The following is a 25,190-nucleotide window of genomic DNA, read 5'->3' as shown; positions in this document are numbered from 1 at the left end:
TGCCCGCGATTAAGGTGTAGGGCATCCAGACTTCTATCGTCTGACGAATCCATCGCGGGCAAGCGCGCTCCTACATAGCTTGTCGCTGGTCACTTACCGCGCTTGCTGTCGATGACCACCAGCCGGCCACCTTCGAACCGCAGGTACTGGTACATGCCGTTATTGGGTCCGTAGATCCATTCCTGGACCTGAACCTGATCCACCTGCCGGAAATGATTGACCGTCTCTTTGTAGCCAATCACATCCTGGCTCACCGGTTGACCGCACTTTTGTTGTACCTCGAACATTCGGTCACCGACGCTGATCAGCTGGCTGCCGCAGCGCAGGGTGCCGGCCTGGGTCAGCGCACTGAACGTCGATAACCCCCACAACACCAAAAGCCCCGCTCGTACGTTCTTCAAATGGCGTTACTCACTGTCCAGATGCAAAGGGCTGACGACGCGCCCGTCTTTTTCGGCCTGACCCAGGCTGGCGTCGACGAAGTACACCCGATCGTCCGCCAGTTGTCCTTTGTCCACCAGATAGTCCTTGATGCTGCTGGCCCGGGATTGCCCCAACTGGCGAAGCAGGGGCGCGCTTGAGCTCCAGGATTTGAGCACCGCCTCCCGCAGCTTGACCTGGCGTTGTTCCTTGCCCAGCTCCACCCACTGCGCAGGCGGTTGTTGCTTGAGCCGGGTGCGGTAGATGCCTTCGAGCATGGGCGCCTTTTCGTCATCAGGCACGGCCAGGTCGCTGGCCTGCGCGGGCACCTTGTCGCCGCGTCGCTGCAGGATCTTGTAGTAGGTGCTCTGGTATTCACGCTCCAGACGCTGCTGAGCAATGAGTGGGCCGTCGCTGGTCTCCGCGCTGGTGCCTTCGATCTCCAGGCGCAACGCCGGGCGTTCCCTGAGCGCGGACGCCAGCTTATCAAGCGATGCCTGGGCTTCCCCGCTCAGCTCGTCGGAACCTGCCGCGAAGGACACGGTGCCCAGATCCTGTGACCCGCCGCCGCTGACCAACCCGCCGATGAACTTGAACGGTGCCGTGGCCGCGCGCAGGACCAGATTGCGCAGGGTCTGCCAGACGATGGGCATCACACTGAACTGCGGATTGTTCAAATCCCCGGACACGGGAAGCTCGATGGAAATCTTGCCGTCGGTGTCCTTGAGCAAGGCGATGGCCAGTTTGAGCGGCAGATTCACTGCATCGGCGCTGTCGACCTTTTCGCCCAGTTGCAGCTGCTCAACCACCACCTTGTTTTCAGCCTTCAACTGGCCTTTGGTGATGAGGTAATGCAGGTCCAGGTTCAGGCGCCCCTTGCGGATGCGATAGCCGGCAAATTTCCCGGAGTAGGGGGTCAGGTTGGTCAACTCCACCCGTTTGAAGCTGGTGGCGATATCCAGGCTCGCCAGCGGATCGAACGGATTGAGCGCGCCCTTGATGGTGACTGGCGCGTAGCGGTCCACCTTGCCGTTGATGTTGACGCTGGCAGGCGTCGACTGCCGGTTGTCCAGCGTGCCGATCTTGCCGTTGAGTTGCTGCACGGCGGTCGCGAAATTGGGCGTCAGGCTGAAGTCAGCAAAATTGGCCGAGCCGTTGTTGATGTTCACCTCACCAATGTGGATGCCCATGGGCTTGTCGGCGCTCGCTGTTTTGCCCTTGGCAGCTGGTGCGCCAGTGTCGGCTGGCTGAGGGACGAGCAGGTCACTGATGTTGGTGGTGCGGTCGTCGGCGATGATGAACCGCGCATAGGGTTGCTCCAGATTGACCTGGGCGATGGTCAGGCTGTCGCCGAGCTGGAAGTTCAGGCCTTCGAGGTTCAGCGTCTGCCAGCGCAGAAAGTCCCGGGACTTGAGCGTGTCCAGGGTGTGCAACTGATCCACCTGAACCTTGCCGGTCACGCCCATCGCCAGGGGCTCGGTGCTTTTGAGGTCGACCGCCAGATCGCTATTCAACATGCCGCTGCGCACTTCCAGACGAATGAAGGGCGTGACGTAGGCCTGTGCCACGCGCAGGTCGATGTCGCGGGTGGTGACGTTAAGTTTGGCCGTGACCGGCGCAAGGTTCACTTCGCCTTCGGCGGTCAGCTTGCCCTGCTTGCCCAGCCCGGTGTCGAGCTTGAGGGTGAAGGGCGATTTGTTCAGGCTGTCAAAGTTCTGGGCATCCAGGTTCAACGGGCCCAGGTCTATCTCCACGGGCTCTTTCGGTACGCGGTCAGCCAGGTGCGCCATGTAATCGCGAAGCTGTACGTCACGCAGCAGGACCTGCCACGGTTTGCTCGGGGCGGCGGCGATTTCGGCTTTTTTGGCCTCGGTGCCTGATGCGGTCGCCGGTTCCTGTTTAGCCGCCTCACTGGCTTTGGCGGGCTGACCGGCGAACAGTTTCTGCCAGTCCAGCTGGCCATCCGATTCCCGGGCGGCCCACGTCTCCAGACCGTTGCTGCGGATCTTGCCAACGGTCACCAATTGCTTGGCCAGGTCAATGGAGGTGTCGCTCACTTCCAGCTTTTTGAGTCGAACCAGCGGGCGGCCATCCGGCGCATTCAGCCCGAACGGGGCCACGCTGAGCGAAGTTTTATCCAGTAACAGCTCGGTCTCTTTGGCGAGGCTGAGTTTGTAGTGGGTATTGAAGTTGAGGATACCGTCCTGCAGCGCCAGCGGCAGGGCGTCGCGCACATACGGCCACCAGACTTTCATCTGGCCGTCCGTGACTTTCAGCGTGCCTTCGGAGGTGATCGGCACCAGACTGATGCGGCCAACCCAGTCGATCTGGCCCCCCGAGGGACCGGCCGCGACCAGGGTCATGTCGGCATTGTCTTCAGGCAGCGTGCTCAGGTTTTTCAGCTCGAAATCAAGGGCGTCATAAAGAAACTCGATCGGCTCGCTCGGGCGCAAATCCTGAAAGTGCACGTAGCCGCGGGCCAATTTGATTTCGCCGATGCGCAACGGGAAGGGTTTGCTGGGCGGCTCGTCCGGTTTGGCGGGCTCGCTGGGGGGCAGTTTGAACAGCTGCGCCAGATTGAGCGTGCCGTCTTTGGCGAACAGCAATTCGGTCTTGGGCTTGTCCAGTTCGACGGTTTTCAGGTGCAGGGCGCGGGTCCAGAGGCTATCGATCTGCAGGTTGGCGTAGAGACGTTCGAAGCCCAGGTCTTCTTTGCCTGGCGTGCCGATGTTCAGGCCCCACAGCGTGACTTCCAGGGTGTAGGGGTTCAGCTCCAGCCGGTCAAGCCGGGCTGGCGCCGTGGAATAGTTCGCCAACTGTTGGTTGATCACGCGCAGCGCGATGCCCGGCAGGATCAGGAACCCCAGCAAGCTGTAGATTGCAAAAACGGCCAGCAGGGCGCCGATGGCGCGTTTCAATCCTTTGGGCATGTGGAGTGTGACTCTCTTTATGGGAGGTCCTTGGAGTATGGCACGCCCATCTGGTTCCGAAATCGGTCGTTACATACCCTGTAGGAAGTTTCGCCGGCCCGGTGCCCCCATCAGAACTGCAGGATCAGGGTTTTCAGCGGTGGCTGCTGGTCCATGGACGGAAAGTCGGCACCGGGCGTGAGTACCTGACAATCACGCACGGGACGCCCGGTTTTGGTGGCGCAACGCAGCACCTGTTCGCGCCAGTCTTCCAGGCTGACCTTCGCCAGATTGTTGCAGCAAATCAGCACGCCGTCCTCGGCGGTCGCCAGCACAGCCGGCTTGAGCAGGCTTTGATAGTCGCGCAGCAAATCGACCGTGCCGAATGCACTCTTGGCCCAGGCGGGCGGGTCGAGCAACACCAAGTCGTACTGGCGTTGATCCAGGCGTGGGTAATCCGGCAGTTTGTGGCCACGGCGCGCGGCAATGGGCAGCCCGGCCAGTTGGCGGATCGCCGGGAAGTAATCGGACTGAATGAATTCCATCGGTTTTAGCTGCGGATTCAGCAAGCCATTCTCTCGGCCGACGGCAAGATTGCCCTCGGCGAAATCCAGGTTGCAGACCTCACTGGCGCCCCCCGCGGCTGCGCTCAGACCAACGCCGCAGGTGTAGGCGAACAGGTTCAGCACGCTTTTGCCTGCGCTGTGATCCTTGACCCAACCCCGGGCGTTGCGCAGGTCGAGAAAAAGCAGGGGATCCTGGCCGGCGTGCCGCCCGCGAACGCGGTAATTCAGGCCCCATTCGTGACCGACCTGATCTTCCAGCGCGGCGTCATCGGCCTTGTACACCGGATCGCTGCGGTCGACTCGCGAGTTGCCTTGGGAGCGGTCGTTGTAGACCAGTTGAGTGTCGACGCCCAGGTAGCTGTTGATCTGGGCGTGCGCCGCGAGCAACGCCACGCGATCCAGGCTGTGGTGAAAGCTCTGAACCAACAATTGCGGGCCGTAGCGATCAATGGTCAGGCCGCTGGCGCCCTCCTGGCTGCCGTGGAACAGGCGATAGCAATCGGTGTCTTGAGCATGCAGTTCAACCAGCAGTGATTGGCGTTGATCGAGGGCGACGCGAAGCGCCTGATTCAGCGAAGACATGCAAGGCGCCTATGGAGCGGAATGAGGCGCGGGAGTTTATCAGGTTGGGCAATGGCGGTCTTGGGACTGCAATGGCCCTTGAAATCGAGACCGACCCGCAGGCTCGTCAGCGTCGACAAAGGCTTGTCCGCCTCTGCATACCTGAACGCTCCCTGAAGATTTTTCTGATACCCCGTGACGGCGCTTTCCGACGATTTACTCTGTCAACAGCCGGGCGTAATCTTCGCCCGTTTTCAACCAGTGCGGAGACCCTCAGTGGGTACGAGTTCGAGCGACAGACGTCAGCCGGTATTGATTACCGGCCCATCCTCGGCGAGATAACGCGCGGTCTTTTTACTGCCGTCTTCTCGCTGATAACGCGAGAAGCGGCAGTTACGCAGGTCTGGTTCCAGGCCTGCCGCTGTCCTTTCATATGACGCTGACCACCTGCGCGATGGCCGACCTTGCGGTCGCCATCAGTGCAACGGACGCGCATGTCTTTCAGGCATGCGGGCCAGCCTGCCGTGCGTTCCGTAATGAACGGAGCACGCTGCAGGTCGGCCGTGCCTGCTCAAGGTTTAAGCCGTAAACCTTCAGCCCAGGGCTACAGCCATGAAATTCACCCTCCTGAAAGAGTTCTTCGCAGGCTTTCTGCAAAACCGGCACATTGCCCGGCACTTCCGTCGGCTGGCAATGCTCGATAGCGTGACCGACCCAACAGTCAGCCGTGAAGTACCGCCGACGCTGGCGCAAACCCTCATTCGCGGCGCCAGCAGCGATGCGCAACACCTCCTCGACCAACTTGGCAGCCACCGCGACGGTCTTACCTGTGCGGCTGCGTTGTCCCTGCGTTTGCAACATGGCCTCAACCAGGTCGAGCACGAACAACCGTTACCGTGGTGGGTGCATGTGTGGCACTGCTACAAAAACCCGTTCAACCTGCTGCTGACCCTGCTGGCTGTGATCTCGTGGCTGACCGAAGACCTAAAAGCCGCGACCGTCATTTTCTCGATGGTGGTGCTGTCGACCCTGTTGCGGTTCTGGCAGGAAGCACGCTCCAACCAGGCGGCCGACGCCCTGAAAGCCCTCGTGAGCAATACGGCCACGGTGATGCGGCGCGCTGACGATGAAGATGACGCGGGCGTGGCGCCGGCCAACGGCAAGTCCCGCCATCTCGAATTGCCGATCAGCGAGCTGGTGCCGGGGGATTTGATCGTGTTGTCAGCTGGCGACATGATCCCGGCTGATTGCCGGGTGCTCAGCGCCAAGGACCTGTTCGTCAGCCAGGCCGCCATGACGGGCGAATCCATGCCTGTGGAAAAGTTTTCTCGCGCCCAAGCTGGCCACACCGACAACCCGCTGGACCTTGAAAATATCCTGTTCATGGGCACAAACGTGGTGTCAGGGGCGGCGACGGGCGTGATTCTCACCACGGGCAATCACACGTATTTCGGGGCGCTCGCCCAGCGGGTCAGTGCTACGGACCGGGCGCCGACCGCGTTCCAGTCCGGGGTCAACAAAGTCAGCTGGCTGTTGATCCGTTTCATGTTTGTGATGGCGCCGCTGGTGCTGTTCATCAATGGCTTCACCAAGGGTGACTGGATGCAGGCGCTGCTGTTTGCGCTGTCCATTGCCGTCGGCCTGACCCCTGAAATGCTGCCGATGATCGTCACGTCCACCCTGGCCAAGGGCGCGGTGTTTCTGTCGCGCAAGAAGGTTATCGTCAAACGTCTGGATGCGATTCAGAACTTCGGTGCCATGGACGTGCTGTGCACGGACAAGACCGGCACCTTGACCCAGGACAAGATTTTTCTGGCACGCCATGTCGATGTCTGGGGCGACGAATCTGACGATGTGCTGGAAATGGCCTACCTCAACAGCTACTACCAGACCGGCCTGAAGAATCTGCTGGACGTGGCCGTGCTGGAACACGTCGAGGTCCATCGTGAGCTGCAGGTGGGTACGGCGTTTCGCAAGGTCGATGAAGTGCCGTTCGACTTCAATCGGCGCCGGATGTCGGTGGTAGTGGCTGAACAGGGGCATCGGCACCTGCTGATCTGCAAGGGCGCGCTGGAAGAAGTGCTGAGCGTTTGTGCGCGCGTTAGGCACGCCGACGCTGAAGAAGCCCTGACCGATGAGCTGATGGCACGGATTCTGGACGTCACGGCCGCCTTTAACGAAGAAGGGCTGCGGGTGGTCGCCGTCGCTGCGCGTTCGATGGAGGCCGGCCGTGAAACCTATGGCCTGGCGGATGAGAGCGACATGACGCTGATCGGGTACGTGGCGTTTCTCGATCCGCCCAAGGAGAGCACGGCACCTGCGCTCAAGGCGTTGGCCGAACATGGCATTGCCGTCAAGGTGTTAACCGGTGACAACGAGCGTGTGACCGCGAAGATCTGTCGTGAGGTTGGCCTGGAGCGACAAGGCCTGCTGCTGGGTGGGGACATCGAACGCATGAGCGACGCCGAGCTGGCGGTCGCGGTGGAAACCACCAACGTCTTCGCCAAACTCACACCGTCCCACAAAGAGCGCATCGTGCGCTTGCTCAAGGCCAACGGCCACGTGGTGGGCTTTATGGGCGACGGTATCAACGACGCTCCGGCGTTGCGTACGGCGGACATCGGCATTTCGGTGGACAGCGCGGTGGACATCGCCAAGGAGGCGGCCGACATCATTTTGCTGGAGAAAAGCCTGATGGTGCTGGAGGAAGGCGTACTGGAAGGGCGCAGAACGTTTGCCAACATGCTCAAGTACATCAAGATGACGGCCAGCTCCAACTTCGGCAACGTGTTCTCGGTATTGGTGGCCAGCGCGTTCATTCCATTTTTGCCGATGCTGCCGATGCACCTGCTGGTGCAAAATCTGCTGTACGACATTTCGCAGATCGCCGTCCCGTTCGACAACGTCGATGACGAACTGCTGATAAAGCCGCAGCGGTGGCAGCCCTCGGAAGTCGGGCGTTTCATGCTTTTTTTCGGGCCGATCAGCTCGATGTTCGACATCATCACGTTCGCAATCATGTGGTACGTATTCGGCGCCAATACCCCCGAGCATCAAACGCTGTTTCAGTCGGGCTGGTTTGTCGTGGGGCTGCTGACGCAAACCCTGGTGGTGCACATGATCCGCACGCCCAAGATCCCGTTCCTGCAAAGCCGTGCGGCGATGCCATTGATGGTGATGACCGGGCTGATCATGGCGGTGGGGATTTTTCTGCCGATGGGGCCGTTGGCGCATTACTTCAAGCTGCAGGCGCTGCCACCGTTGTACTTCCTGATATTGCCGTTGATTTTGCTGGGGTACATGGCAGTCACGCAGGCGATGAAAGGGTTTTACGTGCGGCGGTTTGGGTGGCAGTGAGGGGGGTTAGGCGTGAGCGTGCTCGCGAGGCGTCAGGTCAGGCAGCGCAACACTGACTGTCAGACCCATCGCGAGCAAGCGCCCTCCCACCTGTCTTCAGTACGGGACTTCAGACATTAACGCGCCAACGCCAACGCCACACCCTGACCACCACCAATGCACAACGTCGCCAGGCCTTTTTTGGCGTCGCGCTTGATCATTTCGTGGAGCAGGGTCACCAGCACCCGGCAGCCCGACGCGCCGATGGGGTGGCCCATGGCGATGGCGCCGCCGTTGACGTTGACCTTGTCCATGTCCCAGCCCAACTCCTTGCCCACCGACAGCGACTGCGCGGCGAACGCTTCGTTGGCTTCGATCAGGTCCAGTTCTTCCAGGGACCAGCCGGCTTTGTCCAGGCAGCGACGCGTTGCGCTGACCGGGCCAATGCCCATGATCGCGGGATCGACACCGGCATTGGCGTACGCCGCGATGCGCGCCAGCACCGGCAAGCCCAATGCCTCTGCTTTGGCGGCACTCATCAGGATCACGGCGGCGGCGCCATCGTTGAGCGAGGAAGCATTGCCAGCGGTGACGGTGCCGTCTTTCTTGAACGCGGGTTTGAGTCTGGCCAGCGACTCGGCGGTTGTGCCTGCGCGCGGCTGCTCGTCGACGGCGAAGGACAGCGGGTCGCCCTTGCGCTGTGGAATCAGGATGGGGGTGATTTCATCGACGAACCGACCTGCTTCGATGGCGGCCGCGGCTTTCTGCTGCGACGAGGCGGCGAATGCATCCTGCGCCTCACGGGTGATTTCGTACTTGTCGGCCAGGTTCTCGGCGGTGATGCCCATGTGGTAATCGTTGAACGCGTCCCACAGGCCGTCGCTGATCATCGTGTCGATCATCGTGGCATGGCCCATGCGCAAACCGGTGCGCGCGCCGGGCATGACATAGTTGGACAGGCTCATGTTTTCCTGGCCACCGGCGATGATGATCTCGGCATCGCCGCAGCGAATCGCCTGGGTCGCCAGATGCAACGCCTTGAGGCCTGAGCCGCAGACCTTGTTCAGGGTCATGGCCGGGACCGCGAACGGCAACCCGGCCTTGATCGACGCCTGACGCGCCGGGTTTTGCCCGGCCCCGGCGGTCAAGACCTGGCCCATGATGACTTCATCGATTTGCGAACCGTCCAGGCCGGTCTGGTCCAGCAGTTGGCGGATGACCGCGGCGCCCAGGTCAACCGCTGGAACATGCGCCAGCGAACCCTGGAAACTGCCGACGGCGGTGCGGGTGGCGGCAACGATTACGACGTCTTGCATGGTACCCATCCTCATTGTTGTTGGTTTCGCGCCGGGGCCGTTGGCTGCAAAGCAGGTGCGCAGCGGGCCTGGGCGCGGTGATCAAGGGCGCCCATGGTGGCATGAACGGGCTGTGAAATTTAAGCCCTTTGTCGCGTGGTCAGCGGGTCGCGCCGTTTTCCAGTTCGCCGGTGATCACCACCTTGCTGCTGGGCAGGTTCGGGTTGGCGATCCGCTCCAGCAACAGGTGCACCGCGCTGCTCCCTGCCAGCGACGCATCATGGGCGATGCAGGCGATGGGGATGCCGAAGATGTCACCAAAGGGCAGGCGGTCTATGCCGCACAGCGTGACGTTTTCATAGCTGATGCCCTGATCGCGCAGCGCTTTCATCGCCCCGAGGGTGATCAACTGATTGAAGCCGAAAATGGCGTCCGGGAGGGGCTGCTCGCGCAGGTAGTGCAGGGTGCTCTGATACGACGGCTCAAGGGTGTAGTCACCGGCGAACACGTCCAGTTGCACGTGCTTGCCGGTCTGCGCCAATGCCGCTTCAACGCCTTTGAGCCGCTCTTCGGAGATGCGCGAATGGGCAGGGCCGGTCAACACCAGCAAGCGCTGCATGTCCGGCTTTTGCGCCAGCAAGTACCCCGCGCCCTTGAGCCCGCTGTGGAAGTTATCCAGCACCACGTGGCTGAACGGGCTCTGGTGCAAGGCGCGATCCAGCTGCACCACGGGGATGTCGCCATTGCTCAGGCGGCTTAAGTACTGCGGCTGATAGTCCGGCTCGTCCGAGACCGGGGACAGCACGATCCCCGCCACGCGATAGCTGAGCAGGGTTTCCACCGCTTTCTTTTCCAGCTCCTCGGAGCCGTCGGTGTCCACCAGCATGATGGTGTAGCCCTGCTTCTTGGCTTCCCGCGAGATGGCCTTGATCATCTCGCTGTAAAACGGGTTGTCCACCGACGCAGTGATCACACCGATGATCATGCTTTCGCTGCGTTTAAGGCTGCGAGCGAAGGCATTGGGGACGTAATCAAGCTCTTGCGCCACCTCGAGAATGCGCGCCAGCGTTTCGGGCTTGACCAGATCGGGCTTGTTCAGCGCGCGGGAGACGGTCACCGGCGTCATGTTCACGCGCCGTGCGATGTCGGTGATGGTGACGGGCGTTTTTTTGCTCATGGGCGGCGGGCTGCCTGAAATCGAAATAACATGCGGGGCAGTCACTTTCGTTATGTTGTTGCGCAAGGCTAGCACGCTGACGCGATGTATCACGTGCTCAGCGCATAGAAATGTCATCGTTTGCATTGCTATGCTGCCCACCGAATTACCTCTCAGGGAGACCCCATGACTCAGGCCGCTTCATCTTCAGCCCGCGATTTCATCCTGGTGGCGGGCGCGCTGTTGGTCGCCATGGTCGGTACGACGCTGCCGACACCGCTGTACGCGATCTACCAGCAACGCCTGGGTTTCGACGCGAGTTGGGTGACGATCATTTTCTCGATTTATGCCGCAGGCGTGATTGCGGCGCTGTTGGCCGTAGGCAGCTGGTCGGATCAGTTGGGCCGCAAGCCGCTGCTGTGTGCCGGTTTGCTGATGGGGGCAATCAGCGCGGTGGTGTTCCTGTTCTCCGATTCCATCGCCGGCCTGTTGATCGGGCGGCTGTTTTCAGGCTTTTCTGCCGGGATCATGACCGGCACCGCCACGGTTGCGGTGATCGAACTGGCGCCCAGGCGCTGGTCCAAAAGCGCGACGCTGATCGCCACTGCCGCCAACATGTTCGGACTGGGTCTGGGCCCGCTGCTGGCGGGGATCACGTCCCAATACTTGCCAGACCCGCTGCACCTCATTTTCTACGTGCACCTGGCCTTCCTGTTGCTGGCGATGCTGGGCGTGCTCATCGCTCGGGAAACCGTTACACGTCCCGAGACGCTGCACCTGGGCATTCAGAAACCGTCGATTCCGGCCTCGGTGCGCAGTGTGTTCATTCCGGCGTCGATTGCCGGGCTGGCGGGGTTCAGCGTCGCCGGCCTGTTCACCAGCATGGTGCCGTCGGTGATGATTCAGGTGATGGAGCAAACCGGCGGGCTGCTGATCGGCGCTGTAATCGGGCTGTTCTTCGTGGCCTCCGTTGTCGGGCAGGCGTCGCTGCAATGGCTGCCGGCGCAACGGCACATGACGCTGGGTTGCCTGGCGTTGATCGTCGGCATGATATGCCTGGGGCTGAGTATTGCCACCGCGCAGGTGACGTTACTGGTGCTGGCGGGCTTCATCGCGGGGATGGGGCAGGGGATGATCTTCCGCGCCGCAATGGGGGCGGTGAGCGCGAAAAGTCCGCCTGACCAGAAGGCAGCGGTGACTTCGGCTTACTTTGTGGTGCTGTACATCTCGATTTCCGTGCCAGTGATTGCCGTGGGTTTCAGCGTTCACGCCTTCGGCTTGCGCCACGTCGGCGAATTCTTCGCATCACTGGTGGCGGTGATCGCCTTGTTCGCCATGATCAGCATGAAACGCGTCCAGGCCCGGCAGAACGCCGCGTCCACCCGGGGGTAAACGATGAGCGTGAAAATCGGCCTGATTTCAGACACCCATGGCTTGCTGCGTCCTCAGGCGTTGAGCGCGTTGCAGGGCTGTGACCACATCATTCACGGGGGCGACATCGGCAAGCCGGAGATACTTGACGCCTTGCGGGCCATCGCGCCGTTGACGGTGGTGCGCGGCAACAATGACACCGACGATGCGTGGGCAAGCGACGTGCCTTATGAAGCGACTTATCGAGTGGGGGCGCTGGCTATCTACGTCACGCACATCCTGGCCGACGTACCGAACACCCTGCCAACAGATATCCGTGTGGTGGTCACCGGTCATTCGCACAAGCCGCTGCAGCAGCTGCGGGACGGGGTGTTGTTCATTAACCCGGGCAGCGCCGGGCCACGGCGCTTCAAACTGCCGATCACGGTGGGGTTGCTGCACATCGAAGGGGAGGATGTGCGGGGGGAGTTGATCGAGCTGGCGCTGTAAGAGTCCGCGTCAATCTGTTGGAGCGAGGCTTGCCCGCGAATGGGTTTGGCGTCGCCCAATCATCGCCTGTGAGGACGCCTTCGCGGGCAAGCCTCGCTCCAACAAGACCTGCGTCTTACTCGAATTTGACGCTCACTTCGCAATCGGATCCAGCCCGCTGGTCTTGACGGCGGCCGCCGCTGCGCTCGATCCCAGGTAGTCAACCAGAGCCTTGGCCTGTTCCGGGTGTTTGCTCATGCTGACCACGCCTGCCGAATACAGGGTCATCTGCTGCGCCTGATCAGGGATCAGACCGATGATGTCGATGCCTTCCACCGGCTTGAGCTCACTCAGTTGCTGGAAGCCGATATCGGCCTCGCCACGGGCGACGATCTCACCCACGGGGGTCGCCTGGATCATGTGGCTCTTGTCTTTGATGCGATCAGCAATGTGCATCTGATTGAACAGCACCCGCGACAGGTACACGCCGCTGGCGCTGTCGGAGTAGGCAATGCTTTTGGCGTTCAGCAGGGTTTCCTTGAACGCCTCCATGGTGCTGATATCGGGCTTCGGCGCGCCGTGTCGCACGGCCATGGCGATGTAGGACTTACCGATGTCCTTGCGGGTCTTGGGATCGACCTGACCGTCCTTGATCAACTTGTCCAGCGCCGAACCCACCATCAGCACCACATCGGCCGGCTCACGGCGGGCCAGGCGGTTGGGGATGGCCTGCGGCGTCGCGCCCATCGACGGTGCAACTTCCGGGACCAGCTTGACCCCCACGCGTTGTTCGTAATCCGGGCTGATGGCCTGGAAGGCACCCATGATGCCCCCCGAACTGAGCACGATCAGCTGCACGGGCGCAGGCGCTGGCGCGGCATGAACAAAAGCGGCAGGGACGAAACAAATGGCGGCGGACAAAAGATGCGGCAGGAGTTTTTTCATGAATATGAACCTGGCAATGAAGAAAATTGATTCTAAATAAGAAGATGAAAACAAGCGCGGGCAGTATGTGGGAAAAGGGCGATCTGTGAAGCGCTTTTTCATGAGCGCATACGGCGGCAGGTGCCAATGAACAGGGATCGGTACGCTCTCAAAATGATAAAAAAAGCCTGCGGTGGACATCGCTGTCCAGCGCAGGCTTGGTTATTGCACTTGGCCAATCACACCTTGAAGTGGCTCACCAGCATTTGCAGCTGATTGCCCAGGCGGGCGAGTTCGACGCTGGAGGCAGCAGTTTCTTCGCTGGCGGCGGCGGTCTGTTCAGACACGTCGCGCACGTTGAGGATGCTGCGGCTGATCTCTTCGGCCACCGAGCTTTGTTCTTCGGCGGCCGCTGCGATCTGCTGATTCATCGCCTGGATGGTTGAAACGGTCTGCGTGATGCTGGCGAGTGACGAGCCCGCCTTACGGGTCAGGGCCACGCTGCTGTCGGTCAGGTTACGACTGCTCAGCATGATGTCCGACACCTGCCGCGTGCCGTTCTGCAGACCGGCGACCAGGCCTTCGATTTCTTCGGTCGATTGCTGGGTGCGCTGGGCAAGACCGCGCACCTCGTCGGCCACCACCGCAAAGCCACGACCGGCTTCACCGGCGCGAGCGGCCTCGATGGCAGCGTTCAGGGCCAGCAGGTTGGTCTGCTGCGCAACCGCCTTGATCACGTCCATTACTTTGCCGATCTTGTCGCTTTCCTGCTCCAGCACGGTCATGGCATCGGTGGAACGGCCCACTTCGGCGGCCAGTTTTTCGATTTGAGCGATGGCTTCACCGACCACGACGTCGCCCTCACGGGCCTGTTTGTCGGCGGCCGATGCCGCGACCGAAGCCTGTTCGGCGTTGCGGGCGACTTCTTGCACCGTGGCGGACATTTCGTGCATCGCGGTGGCCACCTGATCGGTCTCCACCTTCTGGCTATTAACGCCGGCGCTGGTCTGCTCGGTCACGGCCGACAGCTCTTCGGCGGCGCTGGCGATCTGGGTGACGCCGTCGCGGATGCCTGCGATCAAGTCGCGCAGCGTTGTGCCCATGCGTTGAATGCCTTGTTGCAGAACGCCGATTTCATCACGGCGCGTGACCACCAGCGTCTGGGACAAGTCACCGGACGCGATGCGATCGACCACGGTCAGCGTTTGCTGCAGCGGGCCCGTGATCTGCCGGGTAATGATGACCGCCGCCAATGCGCCGAAAACAAGCGCCAGCAAGGTCATGATGAGCTGCAGGTTGCGGGCTTTTTCGCTGTCCTGGTCACGCAACGTTTGTTGGATGTCTTGCATTTCACTGTTGAGTTTGACAATGGCGCCACCCTGATCGGTCATTTCTGTCCGTGCAGCGACAATCTGGCTGTTGGCGGTCTGGAAACCCTGCACAGACGCGCGATACGCCAGCAGCGCGGCGTCCAGTTGCTTGAGTGGTTCGGCCTGGGTGTCAGCAAACGCGGTCTTGAGTGACGGCATGCCGTTGATCGCCGTTTCCAGCTGGCGCAGCGCAGTCTCCTCGGTCTTGGCGTTTGGAGTGGCGGTGAACGCACGCACTTCATAACGGACCAGCATCAGGTCTTCTTTGGCCTTGATGATGGCCTGAAGACGATCGAAACGTTGTTCGTCAGTCGGATCGAGGCGCAGGACGGCGTCGTAGATGCCATTGATCAGCTCTGCGCCCTTGACCGCTGCCACGCCCATGTCGGTACGTGCGCTGGCGCTGAGGCGATACCCCTCGCGCATCTTGTCAAAAGACTTCTGATAAGCCGTCGTCAGCTCGGCAAGTCCCGCGAGTGGTTTCTGGTTCAGCGGGTTGGTGAAGCGACCCTTCATCGCTTCTTGCTGCGCCTTGTATCCATCCATCGCGGCTTGCACCGCTTGGGCAGCGGTGTCATCGCCATTGGCGATCATGTACTGCAGGCGCGATACCCGCAGCTTGGTCAGCTGATCGCTGAGATCGGAAATGTCGTTCATCCGGTCACTGCGCTGGATCAGGCTGCCCAGGCTGGTCCACCCGGTCAGCGCCAGCAACGCGGTGAAAACGAGTACAACGCCAAAGCCAAGTGCCAACTTCATGTTGACGCTGATGTTTGCAAACCAGCTCTTCATCCAAAACCTCCAGGGGTTCAAACGTGTTGATCAACGCGGCTGGTAGGTTATTTGTGCGCAAGCCAGCAGAGTGTCTATGTCGAAATGGCTATCGGCTGAGGTTTAGATATCTGTATGCAGGGCTGTCAGAAAATAGCGCGTCAATTTCACCGAGCGCCGGTTTGTGACCAAGCAGTCTTGCTGGGCAAGGTTTCCGCGGCTGAGGGCTACGCTCAAGCCCCGAACCGGCTCGACGAGTGGCGCCAGTGTCGAACGCGGCTGCGCCGGTAACTGCCATCCGTTTGAGTGTTGATCGGCGTACGGCAAATACTGGGCGTCAACATTCGAGTGGGGATTGTATCGGGGATGAAATAATTCAACTGTTGGCCCATCGCCGGACCTCATAACGTGTGCGCTGGCCCTTCATTCAGCCGGACCGATCACGCTTGCACAGACCTCAAGGATGTCGCGTTATGAAAACCGCCCAGCGATTTACGACACTCGACAGTTTCCGGGGCATCTGTGCCCTGCTCGTTGTGTTTTTCCATTTGCACGTTGTCGGTGCCTTCAGTGAGCTTCACTTTTTTCGCCACGCCGAAGTGCTGCTCAACTTCTTCTTCGTGCTCAGCGGTTTCGTGCTGGCGCACACTTACGGCATGAAGGCCAATTTGAGCTTCAAGTCGTTTTTCATCTCTCGGGTGTTTCGTCTGTATCCGCTGCACTTGGTGATGCTCGCGGTATTTATCCTCTTTGAACTGGTGCGCTGGACGGCATACAAGAAAGGGGTGTCCTTCAACAACGTGCCCTTCACCGGCCTGTTTGCGCCGTCTGAGATCGTCCCCAACCTGCTGCTGGTGCAGGCGTGGACCACGCTCACCGAGACCATGTCCTTCAATTACCCGTCATGGACCATCAGCATCGAGTTCTATATTTACATGCTGTTCGGCGGGCTGTGCCTGTTCGGGATGAAAACGCGCTTCGCACTGTTTGCCTGCGTGTCGCTCATCACCTTCGCCTTGATCTTCAGCGGCAGTGACCTGTTGGTGGAGCGCGCACTTCAAGGGCTGTCGTGTTTCTTCGCCGGGACCCTCACATACGTGGCGTATCGGCAGGTGCGGGACAAAGTCGCGCCCGTGTTCTGGGTGATGACCGTACTCGAAGCCCTGCTGATGTACGCCACGTACTGGATCGTAATGAACGATTTCGAATACCGGTCACCCTTGGGCGGCCTGTTTTTCGGCGCGCTGGTGCTGCTGTTTGCGTTTGAAGGCGGGCTGGTGTCGACGTTTCTCAAGGGCCGGTTTTTCGTGCTGCTGGGCAAACTGTCGTATTCGATCTACATGACCCACGCGTCATTGCTGTTCTGCCTGTCGACGGTGTTCATCATGGCGCAGAAGCTCAGCGGGCGAGAACTATCGCCGATGATCAACGGGCAACGCTACATGGACACCGGTTCGTTTCTGGGCAACAACCTGATGGTGGTTGCGGTGGCCATCGCGGCCCTGGGCATTGCCGCCCTCGCGCATAAATACATCGAGATGAAAGGCTACGAAGTGGGCAAGCGGATCGCTACCCCGGCCCCGCGCAAGGCCAAGGCTGAACAGACGCGGGTGGACGCTGGGCCGATTGAACCGCGGCTCGATCGCACCGCCTGATTGCCTGAGCCGAAGCTGATAATCAACCGCCTCGCAACCACGACAGCATCCCCAGCCCGGCGGCTCGCCCACTGGCAAAACAGGCGGTCAGCAGGTAGCCGCCGGTGGGCGCCTCCCAGTCGAGCATTTCTCCGGCGCAGAACACGCCGGGTTGGGCCGTCAGCATCAAGTGATGGTCCAGCGCTTCGAACGCGACGCCACCTGCGGTGCTGATGGCTTCATCCAGCGGGCGGGGTTTGATCAGCGTCAGCGGCAACGCTTTGAGCGCACGGGCCAACATGACCGGATCAGCGTAGGCCTCGGCCGGGGCCAATTCCCGCAGCAGCGCCGCTTTGACGCCGTCAATGTTGAGCTGGCTGTGAAGATGCTTGGACACAGAACGCGAGCCGCGCGGTTTGCTCAGGGCTTTTTGCACATCCGCCTGCGTCTTGCCCGGCAGCAGATCGATTTCCACGGTGGCGCAGCCCTGTTGATTGATCGTTTCACGGATCTGCGCTGACAACGCGTAGATCAGGCTGCCTTCCACGCCGGTTTCGGTGAGCACACATTCACCCAGTCGCGGGGCGTCACCCTGCACGCCGATGGCGATGTTTTTCAGCGGTGCGCCGGCAAACTTGCTGCGCAGCAGCGCGCTCCAGGCCCCGACCTCAAAGCCGCAGTTGGCCGCCTGCAAGGGCGCGATGGTCACGCCTCGCGTCTGGAGCCATTCAACCCACGCGCCGTCCGAGCCCAGTCGGGCCCAACTGGCGCCGCCCAGGGCCAGCAATGTGGCGTGGGGTTCAATGGCCAGTTCGCCGTCCGGGTGCGCGATCCGCAGGCTGCCGTCCGGGTTCCAGCCCAGCCAGCGATGCCGGGTGTGGATCACGACGCCGCCTTCGCGCAGGCGTTTGAGCCAGGCGCGCAGCAGCGGCGCGGCTTTCATGTCCGTGGGAAACACTCGCCCGGAGCTGCCAACGAAGGTGTCGATGCCCAGCTCATGGATCCATTGGCGCAGGGCCTCGGCCCCGAACTCGCGCAACAACGGCGCAATGACCGGGGAGCGTTCGCCGTAGCGGGCGACGAAGGCGGGCTGAGCTTCAGAGTGCGTGATGTTCATGCCACCCACGCCCGCCAGCAGGAACTTGCGTCCCACCGAGGGCATGGCGTCGTACACATCCACCCGGATGCCGGCCTGACTCAGCACGTGCGCCGCCATCAGCCCTGCGGGGCCGCCGCCGATGATGGCAACCGATGAAAGAGAGGAGGGGGCTTCTGACGTCATGGCACGCTGAGGATGGGCGAAAGGGGCGAGCATTCTACCCGCCTTCCGGAATAAACGAATGACCTGTGGACAACTATTGAGCAAAAAACGTACAGCTGCCGCAACGCTATGGGTAACAGGGGCCCTGAGGCCTTGCACTCAGGTTATCCACAGGTGGTTCCACAGCGGGTGTGGGTAAATAACGCATACCTTGTAGGAGCGCGCTTGCCCGCGAATGCTTCAGCACGATCAATACATTGCTGAAGTCTGCCAAATCCTTATCGCGGGCAAGCGCGCTCCTACAGGATCGGCATACAACGATGCAGCTTACAAACCCTCCGCCACCCATACCCGCTGCGCGCTGTGATGCAGGATCCCGTGTCGCCGCGCCAGGGCCTGTGGTCCTTGCTGTAGCCGCCGCCGATCACGCCCATCACCGGGATGTTCCGTCCCAGGCAATGGCGCAACACCGCTTCATCACGGCGGGCCACGCCTTCGTCCGTCAGCTGCAAATAACCCAGGGCGTCATCCTTGTGCACGTCCACGCCTGCGTCATACAGCACAAGATCCGGCTGATAAAACGGCAGCAGGTAGTTGAGCGTGTCATCGACGACCTTCAGGTACGCGTCATCACCCATGCCGATCGGCAGCGGGATATCCCAGTCGCTGCGGGCCTTGCGCGCGGGGAAGTTCTTTTCGCAGTGCAGCGACACGGTAATCGCATCGTCAGTGTCCGCGAGGATGCGCGCCGTGCCGTCGCCCTGGTGCACGTCGCAGTCGAAGATCAACACCCGGCCCACACGGCCGCTCTGCAGCAGGTAATGGCTGATCACCGCCAGGTCATTAAAAATGCAAAAGCCGGCCGGGTAGTCGTAATGCGCGTGGTGCGTGCCGCCGGCCAGATGACAGGCCATGCCGTGTTGCAGCGCCAATTCGGCAGTGAGCAACGAGCCGCCCACCGCGCGGACGGTTCTTCGCGCCAGATCCTCGCTCCAGGGCAGGCCGAGACGGCGCTGATCTTCCCGGGAAAGATCCCCTTCCATGTACCGCCGGATGTAAGCAGGGTCATGGGCGAGCGCCAGAATATCCGCCGGGCAAATCTCCGGGCGAAACAATTGAGCATCCGTCGTCACACCGCTGTCGATAAGGTGGTCGTGCAGCAAACGGAATTTGTCCATCGGGAAACGATGGTCCGCCGGGAACGCCGGGCTGTAGTCGTCATGGTAGATAAGCGGCAGGGGCATGTGGTTTACGCGTGCGGGCTGAAGAGGGGATCTTGCCAGTATTGCCCGGTGCCGCACAGCCTTGATGCCGCGGCCTGCACAACGGTGGAGAGTCAATGAAAGGCCGGAGAGGGGAGATGTCGATGGAGCCGATACTTGAGCTCAACAGCGCGCGCTTGTTGATGCGTCAATGGCGTGATGATGACTTGCCGGCGTTTGCGCAGATGTGCGCGGACCCGCAGGTCATGAAGTTTTTTCCGAAAACCATGAGCCGTCTCGAGAGCGCAAAGCTCATCGGCCGTATTCGCGGGCATTTTGCCGAGTACGGTTACGGGCTGTGGGCGCTGGAGCGCAAGGACACGGCTGAATTCATCGGCTTCACGGGCCTGTGCACGGTCGGCTTTGACGCACCGTTCACCCCGGCCGTGGAAATTGGCTGGCGCCTGGCGCGGGAGCATTGGGGTTTGGGCTTTGCCAGCGAAGCGGCGTGGACCACCATGGGCTGCGGTTTCGAACACCTGGACCTGGACGAGATCGTCTCGTTTGCTGCGACCATCAATCTGCCGTCGCAGAAAGTCATGCAGGCCATTGGCATGCACAACAACCCGACTGACGACTTTGGTCACCCCAACCTGCCCGAGGGTCACCCGCTCAAACCCCACGTCCTGTACCGGATCAGTCGCCCGCAATGGCTTGCCACGCTGTAGCCCGCTGGACGACTCAGCGAGAGAACCGGACCAAAATCCCCTGTATCATTTCTGCCAACCTGTCCGGCCAAGACCCGGACCGCCGCCACTCCATGTGCGCGGCTTTGTTTTGTGTGAGCTATTTTTTTGCGTGAGGAACCCCAATGAGCCAAGTGCTGGATGATCTGGTGTCGCTGTTGAGCCTGGAGCCGATTGAAGAAAACCTCTTTCGCGGGCGCAGCCAGGACCTTGGGTTTCGCCAGCTGTTCGGCGGTCAGGTATTGGGTCAGTCGCTGTCGGCGGCCAGTCAGACCGTCGAAGAAGCGCGGCACGTTCACTCATTGCACGGCTATTTTCTGCGTCCGGGCGATGCGCTGTTGCCGGTGGTGTATCAAGTGGACCGGGTCCGTGACGGCGGCAGCTTCAGCACGCGTCGCGTGACCGCGATCCAGAAGGGCCACCCGATATTCACTTGCAGCGCGTCGTTTCAATACGACGAAGAGGGCTTCGAGCATCAGCGCTCGATGCCTGACGTGGTGGGCCCGGAAAACCTGCCCTCGGAGCTTGAGCTGATGCGTCAGCGCGAACACCTGATCCCTGAGCACATGAAAGACAAGTTGCTCTGCCCCAAGCCGATCGAATTCCGTCCGGTGACCGAAAAAGACCCCTACAACCCGGTACCGGGCGATCCGGTGCAGTACATCTGGTTTCGCGCCGACGGCACCTTGCCGGATATTCCGGCGCTGCATAAATACCTGCTGGCCTACGCCTCGGATTTCAACCTGCTGACCACCTCGCTGGTGCCTCACGGCAAGACGGTCTGGCAGAAGGACATGCAGATCGCCAGCCTCGATCACTCGCTGTGGTTCCACGGCAATTTGCGTGCGGACGAGTGGCTGCTGTACGCGATGGACAGCCCGTGGGCGGGCAATTCCCGTGGCTTTTCGCGCGGCAGCGTGTACAACCGCGCCGGGCAACTGGTGGCGTCCACCAGTCAGGAAGGCCTGATCCGCCACCGCAAGGATTGGGCATGAGCCTGCGCCAGCTGCGCCACTGGGTGTTCGACATGGACGGCACCCTGACGCTCGCCGTGCATGATTTCCCGGCGATCAAACGGGCGTTGGACATACCGCTGGAAGACGACATCCTCACCCACCTCGCCGCCTTGCCCGCCGACATCCGCGCCGCAAAGCATGCCTGGTTGCTGGAGCACGAGCGTGAACTGGCGCTTGCCTCGCAGCCGGCCGTGGGCGCGGTGGAACTGGTGCGGGAGCTGGCCGCTCGCGGTGTCCGCCTGGGGATTCTGACGCGCAATGCCCGGGAGCTGGCGCACGTCACGCTGGAGGCCATCGGCCTGGCGGACTGCTTTGCGGTGGACGACGTTCTGGGTCGCGAAGATGCGCCGCCCAAGCCTGATCCCGGTGGTTTGCTGAAGCTGTCCAGTGCCTGGAGTGTCGAGCCTGCGCAGATGGTGATGGTGGGCGACTACCGATTCGACCTCGCCTGCGGACGCGCGGCGGGCACGCACACGGTGCTGGTCAATCTGCCCGACAACCCGTGGCCGGAGTTGACGGATTGGCATGCGCAGGATTGCGTAGCGTTGAGAGCGCTGATCGACGCATGATCTGAACGGCGGCGCGATTAACTGTAGGCGCGCTTGCCCGCGATAGCGGTGGGTCAGGCGACGATCTGTCTTGGACAGATCGAGTTCGCGGGCAAGCGCGCTCCTACAAAAACACGCGGGACGGGTTAAGGCCTGAACAACGCCGTCTGCCCTTCAGGCGAGGTGAAGATCTCGTCGCCGTTATGCCCGACCTTGGGCACCATCACCAGATGCTGGTTGAGGCCTTCGGGGTGGCGCTTGGTCAGGTAATCGAAGTAACTCTTGCCCCTCGCCACGCGGAACGGGCCTTGCGCCTCGGCGCCGCAGTCCTTGTCCAGCGCCGGATGATTGGGGTCCGTGTCCAGTTCGCCCAGCAGGTACGTGATGTCGCGCTTCACATACGCCGCTTCCAGTTCAGCTGGGGTTTCCTTGCCCGCATAGGCCGGCAGCTTGTTCAGGCCGTACTTCCAGGTATCGAACGTCGGGCAGCTCGCTGCATCCACGGGCTGGGGACGTTCGGCGTCAAAATAGGCGTAGGACGAGGGGTTGGCGATCACGTAGCGCAGCTTGATGCCTTCCTTCTTGAGCAACGCATCTTCCTTGCCGCCGATCATGGCGTAACGCTGAACCACCTGCGCGCCACCGGAATGCCCGGCAATCACGATCTCTTTGAGGTTGGGGAACAGCTTGCTGTCGCTCAGGCGCTTGAGAATATGGTCAATGACCACGAACGAGCTGACCGGCTTGGGCCCTTCGGACTTGTCGCCCGCCATCCACGTGTTGGCGTGCCAGCGCAGCACGGTCTCCGGCAGATGGTGGGCGGTGATGTCCTTCTCATCGAGAAACTGCGGCGCGATCAGCAAGGTCTTGGACCGTTGCCGGGATTGATTCGCCGCACGCTCGACGCTGCGCAGGTAGGTCTGGGCGTTGCGCAGCCGGCCATGAAACACAATGACCACACGCTGGATCTGCGGGCTGGGGCGCACCCAGCTCTGACTCAAACCCAGCGTGGCCTGACTGGTGCCGTTGATCAACAGCCTGTCCGGGCTGATGGATTTGACCGCCTGATCCGCTGCATGAGCCGTCACGCTCAGCAGGGTGCCCAACAACAGGATCGAAAGCGGTTTCATCATGTGATCAGAGGCTCTTCGCAGCGAATGTATCGCATTGGTTGATTTGGCCCTGGGCGAAGCCGGTCTTGAACCAGCGAACGCGTTGGGCGGACGACCCGTGGGTAAATGAGTCCGGTACGACACGGCCCTGGCTTTGTTGCTGCAAACGGTCGTCGCCAATGGCGTTGGCCGCGTTCAGCGCCTCTTCGATATCACCGGGTTCGAGCCAGTTCAGACGCTTCTGCGCATTGAACGCCCAGACACCGGCAAGGCAGTCGGCCTGCAACTCCTGGCGCACCAGCAGACCGTTATCGCCTTCCATGCGTTGGCCGCGCTGACGTGCTGCCTGCACTTTATCCGAAACACCCAGTAACGTCTGTACATGGTGACCGACTTCATGCGCGATCACATACGCCTGGGCAAAATCGCCGGCGGCCTTGAAGCGCTGGGACATTTCCCGGAAGAACTCCATGTCCAGATACACCTTCTGATCGGCCGGGCAATAGAACGGCCCGCTGGCCGACGACGCAAAGCCGCACGCCGATTGCACCTGGCCACGGAACAGAATCAGGGTCGGGTTCTTGTACTGGCGTCCGGCCTGCTGGAAGACCTGGCCCCACGTGTCCTCGGTGTCGCCGAGGATGGCCCGCACGAAATCGGCCTGTTCGTCATTGGCCGGTGGCGCTTGTCGGGTTTGAGGGCTGACGGCGGTGGTCTGGTCCATCTGGCCGGTGAGCTGACCGAGAATCTGCATGGGGTCCTGACCGGTCAATAAGCCGATGGCCACAACGATGACGATCCCGCCGATACCGAGGCCTTTGCCCCCGATGCGCATCCCACCGCCGCCGCCACCTGAGTCGTCGCGGGCATCAACGACGTTGTCACTGCGACGTCCTTTTTTCCATAGCATGTGGGAATCCTCTTCTTCGGTGTAGGGAGTGTCGCTGTAGAGCGCAGGCGCCGCCAGACCGGTCGTCTGGCCGGGCACTGGGACGTAAGAGGCGGGTATGGCGGGTTGGTTCGTTTTTTTGTCGTCTTCCGGGCCAGATGCTCGAACCTCGACACATTTTCCGGGTGCCGGGCGAGCCTTTACACCCGCGCCGTTTGCTTCTCGGTCACGTCCGTGGGGGAAGCATCGGCGAAGTGATTGACCTGGCGCAGCGCCTTGAAGCCGACCATCCACGCACCCACCACGCTCAACGTGCACACCCCGCCGATGATGGCCGCAGGCACGGCGCCCCACAGCGCAGCGCTGCTGCCGGCGCGGAATTCGCCGAGCTCGTTGGATGAGCCGATGAACAGCATGTTCACGGCGTTGACTCGGCCGCGCATGTTGTCGGGCGTGGAGAACTGCACCAGCGTCGAGCGAATGTAGACGCTGACCATGTCCGCTGCGCCGGCGATCATCAGCGCCAACAGTGACAGCCAGAACAGCGTCGACAGCGCAAACACCAGGTTGGCCACACCAAACACTGCCACGGCGATGAACATGGTCATGCCGACATTGCGATCCAGCGGCCGCATGCTCAGGTACAGGCCGGTGCTGACTTCGCCCAGGCTCATGGCGCTGCGCAGTGCCCCCAGACCTTGCGGCCCCAGGTGCAGCACTTCATGGGCATAGACCGGCAGCAATGCAACGACGCCACCCAGCAACACGGCGAACAGGTCCAGGGAAATGGTGCCGAGAATGATGGGCCGCGAACGGATGAACAGGATGCCGGCGGTAAAGCGTTTCCAGGCCGTGGACTCCAGCGCCATCTTCTTTTCGGCGAAGATCACCGGCACGCGGGTCAGCAGAAAGGCGCCGGTGACGAAGCTTGCCAGGCACACGCTGTAGGTCAGACTGCCACCGCCCAACGCGTACAACCCACCGCCCACCAACGGCCCGGCGATGGTGGCGATGCGCATGATCATGCTGTTGGTGGCAATCGCCGAGGCCAGCTGCTCGCGTGGCACCACTTGCGGCAACAGGCTTTGCAGCGCCGGGCCGGTGAACGCCCGCGCGCAGCCGAACACCGCCAGGGCAGCGTAGATCAGGCGGGTGTCGTGGTGCTCGGTGACGGAAAACAGCATCAGCGCCAGGCTGCAGCAACCCTGCACCAGCCAACTGCAGGTCAGGATCAGTTTGCGGTCGTAGCGATCGATCAAATCCCCGGCGGGCATCAGCAACAGCAGCATCGGGATGAACTGCGCCAGCCCCACGTACGCCAGCGACATCGGGTCGCGGGTCATGTCGTACACCTGCCAGGCGACCACCACGGCTTGAATCTGCATGGCGAAAACGGCGGCGAGGCGAGCACTCAGAAATGCCAGAAAACCCGGCTGACGCAGCGCACTGCCAGTGGAGGGGCTGGCAGCGGCGGGGGAGGATTCGGAACTCAAGACAAGGCTTCCATCGAGCGAAAGACGGCGCAGGTTATACCCCATCACTGCGTCCAAATGTCGCAACTGTCAGAAATTTAATGATCAGCGGTGGGAAGAAACGCAGATAACTGTAGGAGCGCGCTTGCCCGCGAATTCGATC

19 protein-coding genes are annotated in these 25,190 nt (G+C 61.4%); 7 read left to right on the top strand and 12 right to left on the bottom strand.

Annotated elements, in window-relative coordinates:
• Nucleotides 1-89: 89 nt before the first annotated feature.
• The 3 genes from ABQX22_RS17940 to ABQX22_RS17930 all read right to left on the bottom strand — a co-directional run bounded on the left by ABQX22_RS17940 (nucleotide 90) and on the right by ABQX22_RS17930 (nucleotide 4,477).
• On the bottom strand, nucleotides 90-401 hold the full coding sequence (locus tag ABQX22_RS17940) for a DUF2845 domain-containing protein (RefSeq protein WP_349801212.1): 312 nt from the start codon (nucleotides 399-401) through the stop codon (nucleotides 90-92).
• A gap of 6 nt (nucleotides 402-407) precedes the next feature.
• On the bottom strand, nucleotides 408-3,350 hold the full coding sequence (locus tag ABQX22_RS17935) for a DUF748 domain-containing protein (RefSeq protein ID WP_349801211.1): 2,943 nt from the start codon (nucleotides 3,348-3,350) through the stop codon (nucleotides 408-410).
• A 110-nt stretch (nucleotides 3,351-3,460) separates the two neighbouring features.
• The gene (locus ABQX22_RS17930) at nucleotides 3,461-4,477 is read right to left on the bottom strand and encodes a class I SAM-dependent rRNA methyltransferase (protein WP_349801210.1); all 1,017 of its coding nucleotides are present in this window, start codon (nucleotides 4,475-4,477) and stop codon (nucleotides 3,461-3,463) included.
• Nucleotides 4,478-5,068: 591 nt separating this feature from the next.
• Between ABQX22_RS17930 and mgtA the strand changes: the two genes are divergently transcribed.
• Complete coding sequence (mgtA, locus tag ABQX22_RS17925; protein ID WP_349801209.1) at nucleotides 5,069-7,813, top strand: magnesium-translocating P-type ATPase; 2,745 nt, start codon at nucleotides 5,069-5,071, stop codon at nucleotides 7,811-7,813.
• Nucleotides 7,814-7,929: 116 nt separating this feature from the next.
• On the opposite strand, the gene ABQX22_RS17920 is transcribed toward mgtA, so the two are convergent.
• Nucleotides 7,930-9,108 (bottom strand): acetyl-CoA C-acetyltransferase, encoded by a 1,179-nt coding sequence (locus ABQX22_RS17920; protein ID WP_349801208.1) that lies wholly within the window; start codon nucleotides 9,106-9,108, stop codon nucleotides 7,930-7,932.
• Nucleotides 9,109-9,247: 139 nt separating this feature from the next.
• A complete protein-coding gene (locus tag ABQX22_RS17915) occupies nucleotides 9,248-10,264 on the bottom strand; it encodes a LacI family DNA-binding transcriptional regulator (protein WP_349801207.1) in 1,017 nt (338 codons plus the stop codon).
• Between the two features lie 165 nt (nucleotides 10,265-10,429).
• Between ABQX22_RS17915 and ABQX22_RS17910 the strand changes: the two genes are divergently transcribed.
• Both ABQX22_RS17910 and ABQX22_RS17905 read left to right on the top strand, forming a co-directional pair.
• Nucleotides 10,430-11,635 carry an MFS transporter gene (locus ABQX22_RS17910; protein WP_349801206.1) on the top strand — a complete coding sequence of 402 codons (1,206 nt, stop codon included), beginning with the start codon at nucleotides 10,430-10,432 and terminating at the stop codon, nucleotides 11,633-11,635.
• A gap of 3 nt (nucleotides 11,636-11,638) precedes the next feature.
• Nucleotides 11,639-12,103: a metallophosphoesterase family protein gene (locus ABQX22_RS17905; protein ID WP_349801205.1), complete on the top strand. Its 465-nt coding sequence runs from the start codon at nucleotides 11,639-11,641 to the stop codon at nucleotides 12,101-12,103.
• Between the two features lie 132 nt (nucleotides 12,104-12,235).
• Here the strand turns inward: ABQX22_RS17905 and ABQX22_RS17900 are convergent, their stop codons facing one another.
• Both ABQX22_RS17900 and ABQX22_RS17895 read right to left on the bottom strand, forming a co-directional pair.
• A complete protein-coding gene (locus tag ABQX22_RS17900; protein WP_349801204.1) occupies nucleotides 12,236-13,027 on the bottom strand; it encodes a substrate-binding domain-containing protein in 792 nt (263 codons plus the stop codon).
• A gap of 218 nt (nucleotides 13,028-13,245) precedes the next feature.
• A complete protein-coding gene (locus ABQX22_RS17895; protein ID WP_349801203.1) occupies nucleotides 13,246-15,168 on the bottom strand; it encodes a HAMP domain-containing methyl-accepting chemotaxis protein in 1,923 nt (640 codons plus the stop codon).
• A 452-nt stretch (nucleotides 15,169-15,620) separates the two neighbouring features.
• Between ABQX22_RS17895 and ABQX22_RS17890 the strand changes: the two genes are divergently transcribed.
• The gene (locus ABQX22_RS17890; RefSeq protein WP_349801202.1) at nucleotides 15,621-16,802 is read left to right on the top strand and encodes an acyltransferase family protein; all 1,182 of its coding nucleotides are present in this window, start codon (nucleotides 15,621-15,623) and stop codon (nucleotides 16,800-16,802) included.
• 22 nt (nucleotides 16,803-16,824) lie between these two features.
• On the opposite strand, the gene ABQX22_RS17885 is transcribed toward ABQX22_RS17890, so the two are convergent.
• Nucleotides 16,825-18,063, bottom strand: coding sequence for a TIGR03862 family flavoprotein (locus ABQX22_RS17885; protein ID WP_349801351.1), 1,239 nt, complete (start codon nucleotides 18,061-18,063; stop codon nucleotides 16,825-16,827).
• A gap of 278 nt (nucleotides 18,064-18,341) precedes the next feature.
• The gene (locus ABQX22_RS17880; protein ID WP_349801201.1) at nucleotides 18,342-19,286 is read right to left on the bottom strand and encodes a histone deacetylase family protein; all 945 of its coding nucleotides are present in this window, start codon (nucleotides 19,284-19,286) and stop codon (nucleotides 18,342-18,344) included.
• 95 nt (nucleotides 19,287-19,381) lie between these two features.
• Between ABQX22_RS17880 and ABQX22_RS17875 the strand changes: the two genes are divergently transcribed.
• The 3 genes from ABQX22_RS17875 to ABQX22_RS17865 all read left to right on the top strand — a co-directional run bounded on the left by ABQX22_RS17875 (nucleotide 19,382) and on the right by ABQX22_RS17865 (nucleotide 21,575).
• A complete protein-coding gene (locus ABQX22_RS17875; protein WP_349801200.1) occupies nucleotides 19,382-19,972 on the top strand; it encodes a GNAT family N-acetyltransferase in 591 nt (196 codons plus the stop codon).
• Nucleotides 19,973-20,115: 143 nt separating this feature from the next.
• Nucleotides 20,116-20,985 (top strand): acyl-CoA thioesterase II, encoded by an 870-nt coding sequence (gene tesB, locus ABQX22_RS17870; RefSeq protein WP_349801199.1) that lies wholly within the window; start codon nucleotides 20,116-20,118, stop codon nucleotides 20,983-20,985.
• The gene (locus ABQX22_RS17865) at nucleotides 20,982-21,575 is read left to right on the top strand and encodes an HAD family hydrolase (RefSeq protein ID WP_349801198.1); all 594 of its coding nucleotides are present in this window, start codon (nucleotides 20,982-20,984) and stop codon (nucleotides 21,573-21,575) included. Before tesB ends, ABQX22_RS17865 begins: the two co-directional genes overlap by 4 nt.
• 125 nt (nucleotides 21,576-21,700) lie before the next feature.
• Here the strand turns inward: ABQX22_RS17865 and ABQX22_RS17860 are convergent, their stop codons facing one another.
• The 3 genes from ABQX22_RS17860 to ABQX22_RS17850 all read right to left on the bottom strand — a co-directional run bounded on the left by ABQX22_RS17860 (nucleotide 21,701) and on the right by ABQX22_RS17850 (nucleotide 25,048).
• A complete protein-coding gene (locus ABQX22_RS17860) occupies nucleotides 21,701-22,687 on the bottom strand; it encodes a hypothetical protein (protein ID WP_349801197.1) in 987 nt (328 codons plus the stop codon).
• A 4-nt stretch (nucleotides 22,688-22,691) separates the two neighbouring features.
• On the bottom strand, nucleotides 22,692-23,576 hold the full coding sequence (ypfJ, locus tag ABQX22_RS17855) for a KPN_02809 family neutral zinc metallopeptidase (RefSeq protein WP_349801196.1): 885 nt from the start codon (nucleotides 23,574-23,576) through the stop codon (nucleotides 22,692-22,694).
• Between the two features lie 179 nt (nucleotides 23,577-23,755).
• A complete protein-coding gene (locus tag ABQX22_RS17850) occupies nucleotides 23,756-25,048 on the bottom strand; it encodes an MFS transporter (RefSeq protein WP_349801195.1) in 1,293 nt (430 codons plus the stop codon).
• Nucleotides 25,049-25,190 lie beyond the last annotated feature (142 nt).

This window comes from Xanthomonas sp. WHRI 1810A, assembly GCF_040202885.1.
Taxonomy (GTDB): domain Bacteria; phylum Pseudomonadota; class Gammaproteobacteria; order Pseudomonadales; family Pseudomonadaceae; genus Aquipseudomonas.
The sequence above is the reverse complement of the archived record's forward strand: the minus strand, read 5'-3'. Positions and strand labels throughout refer to the sequence as shown.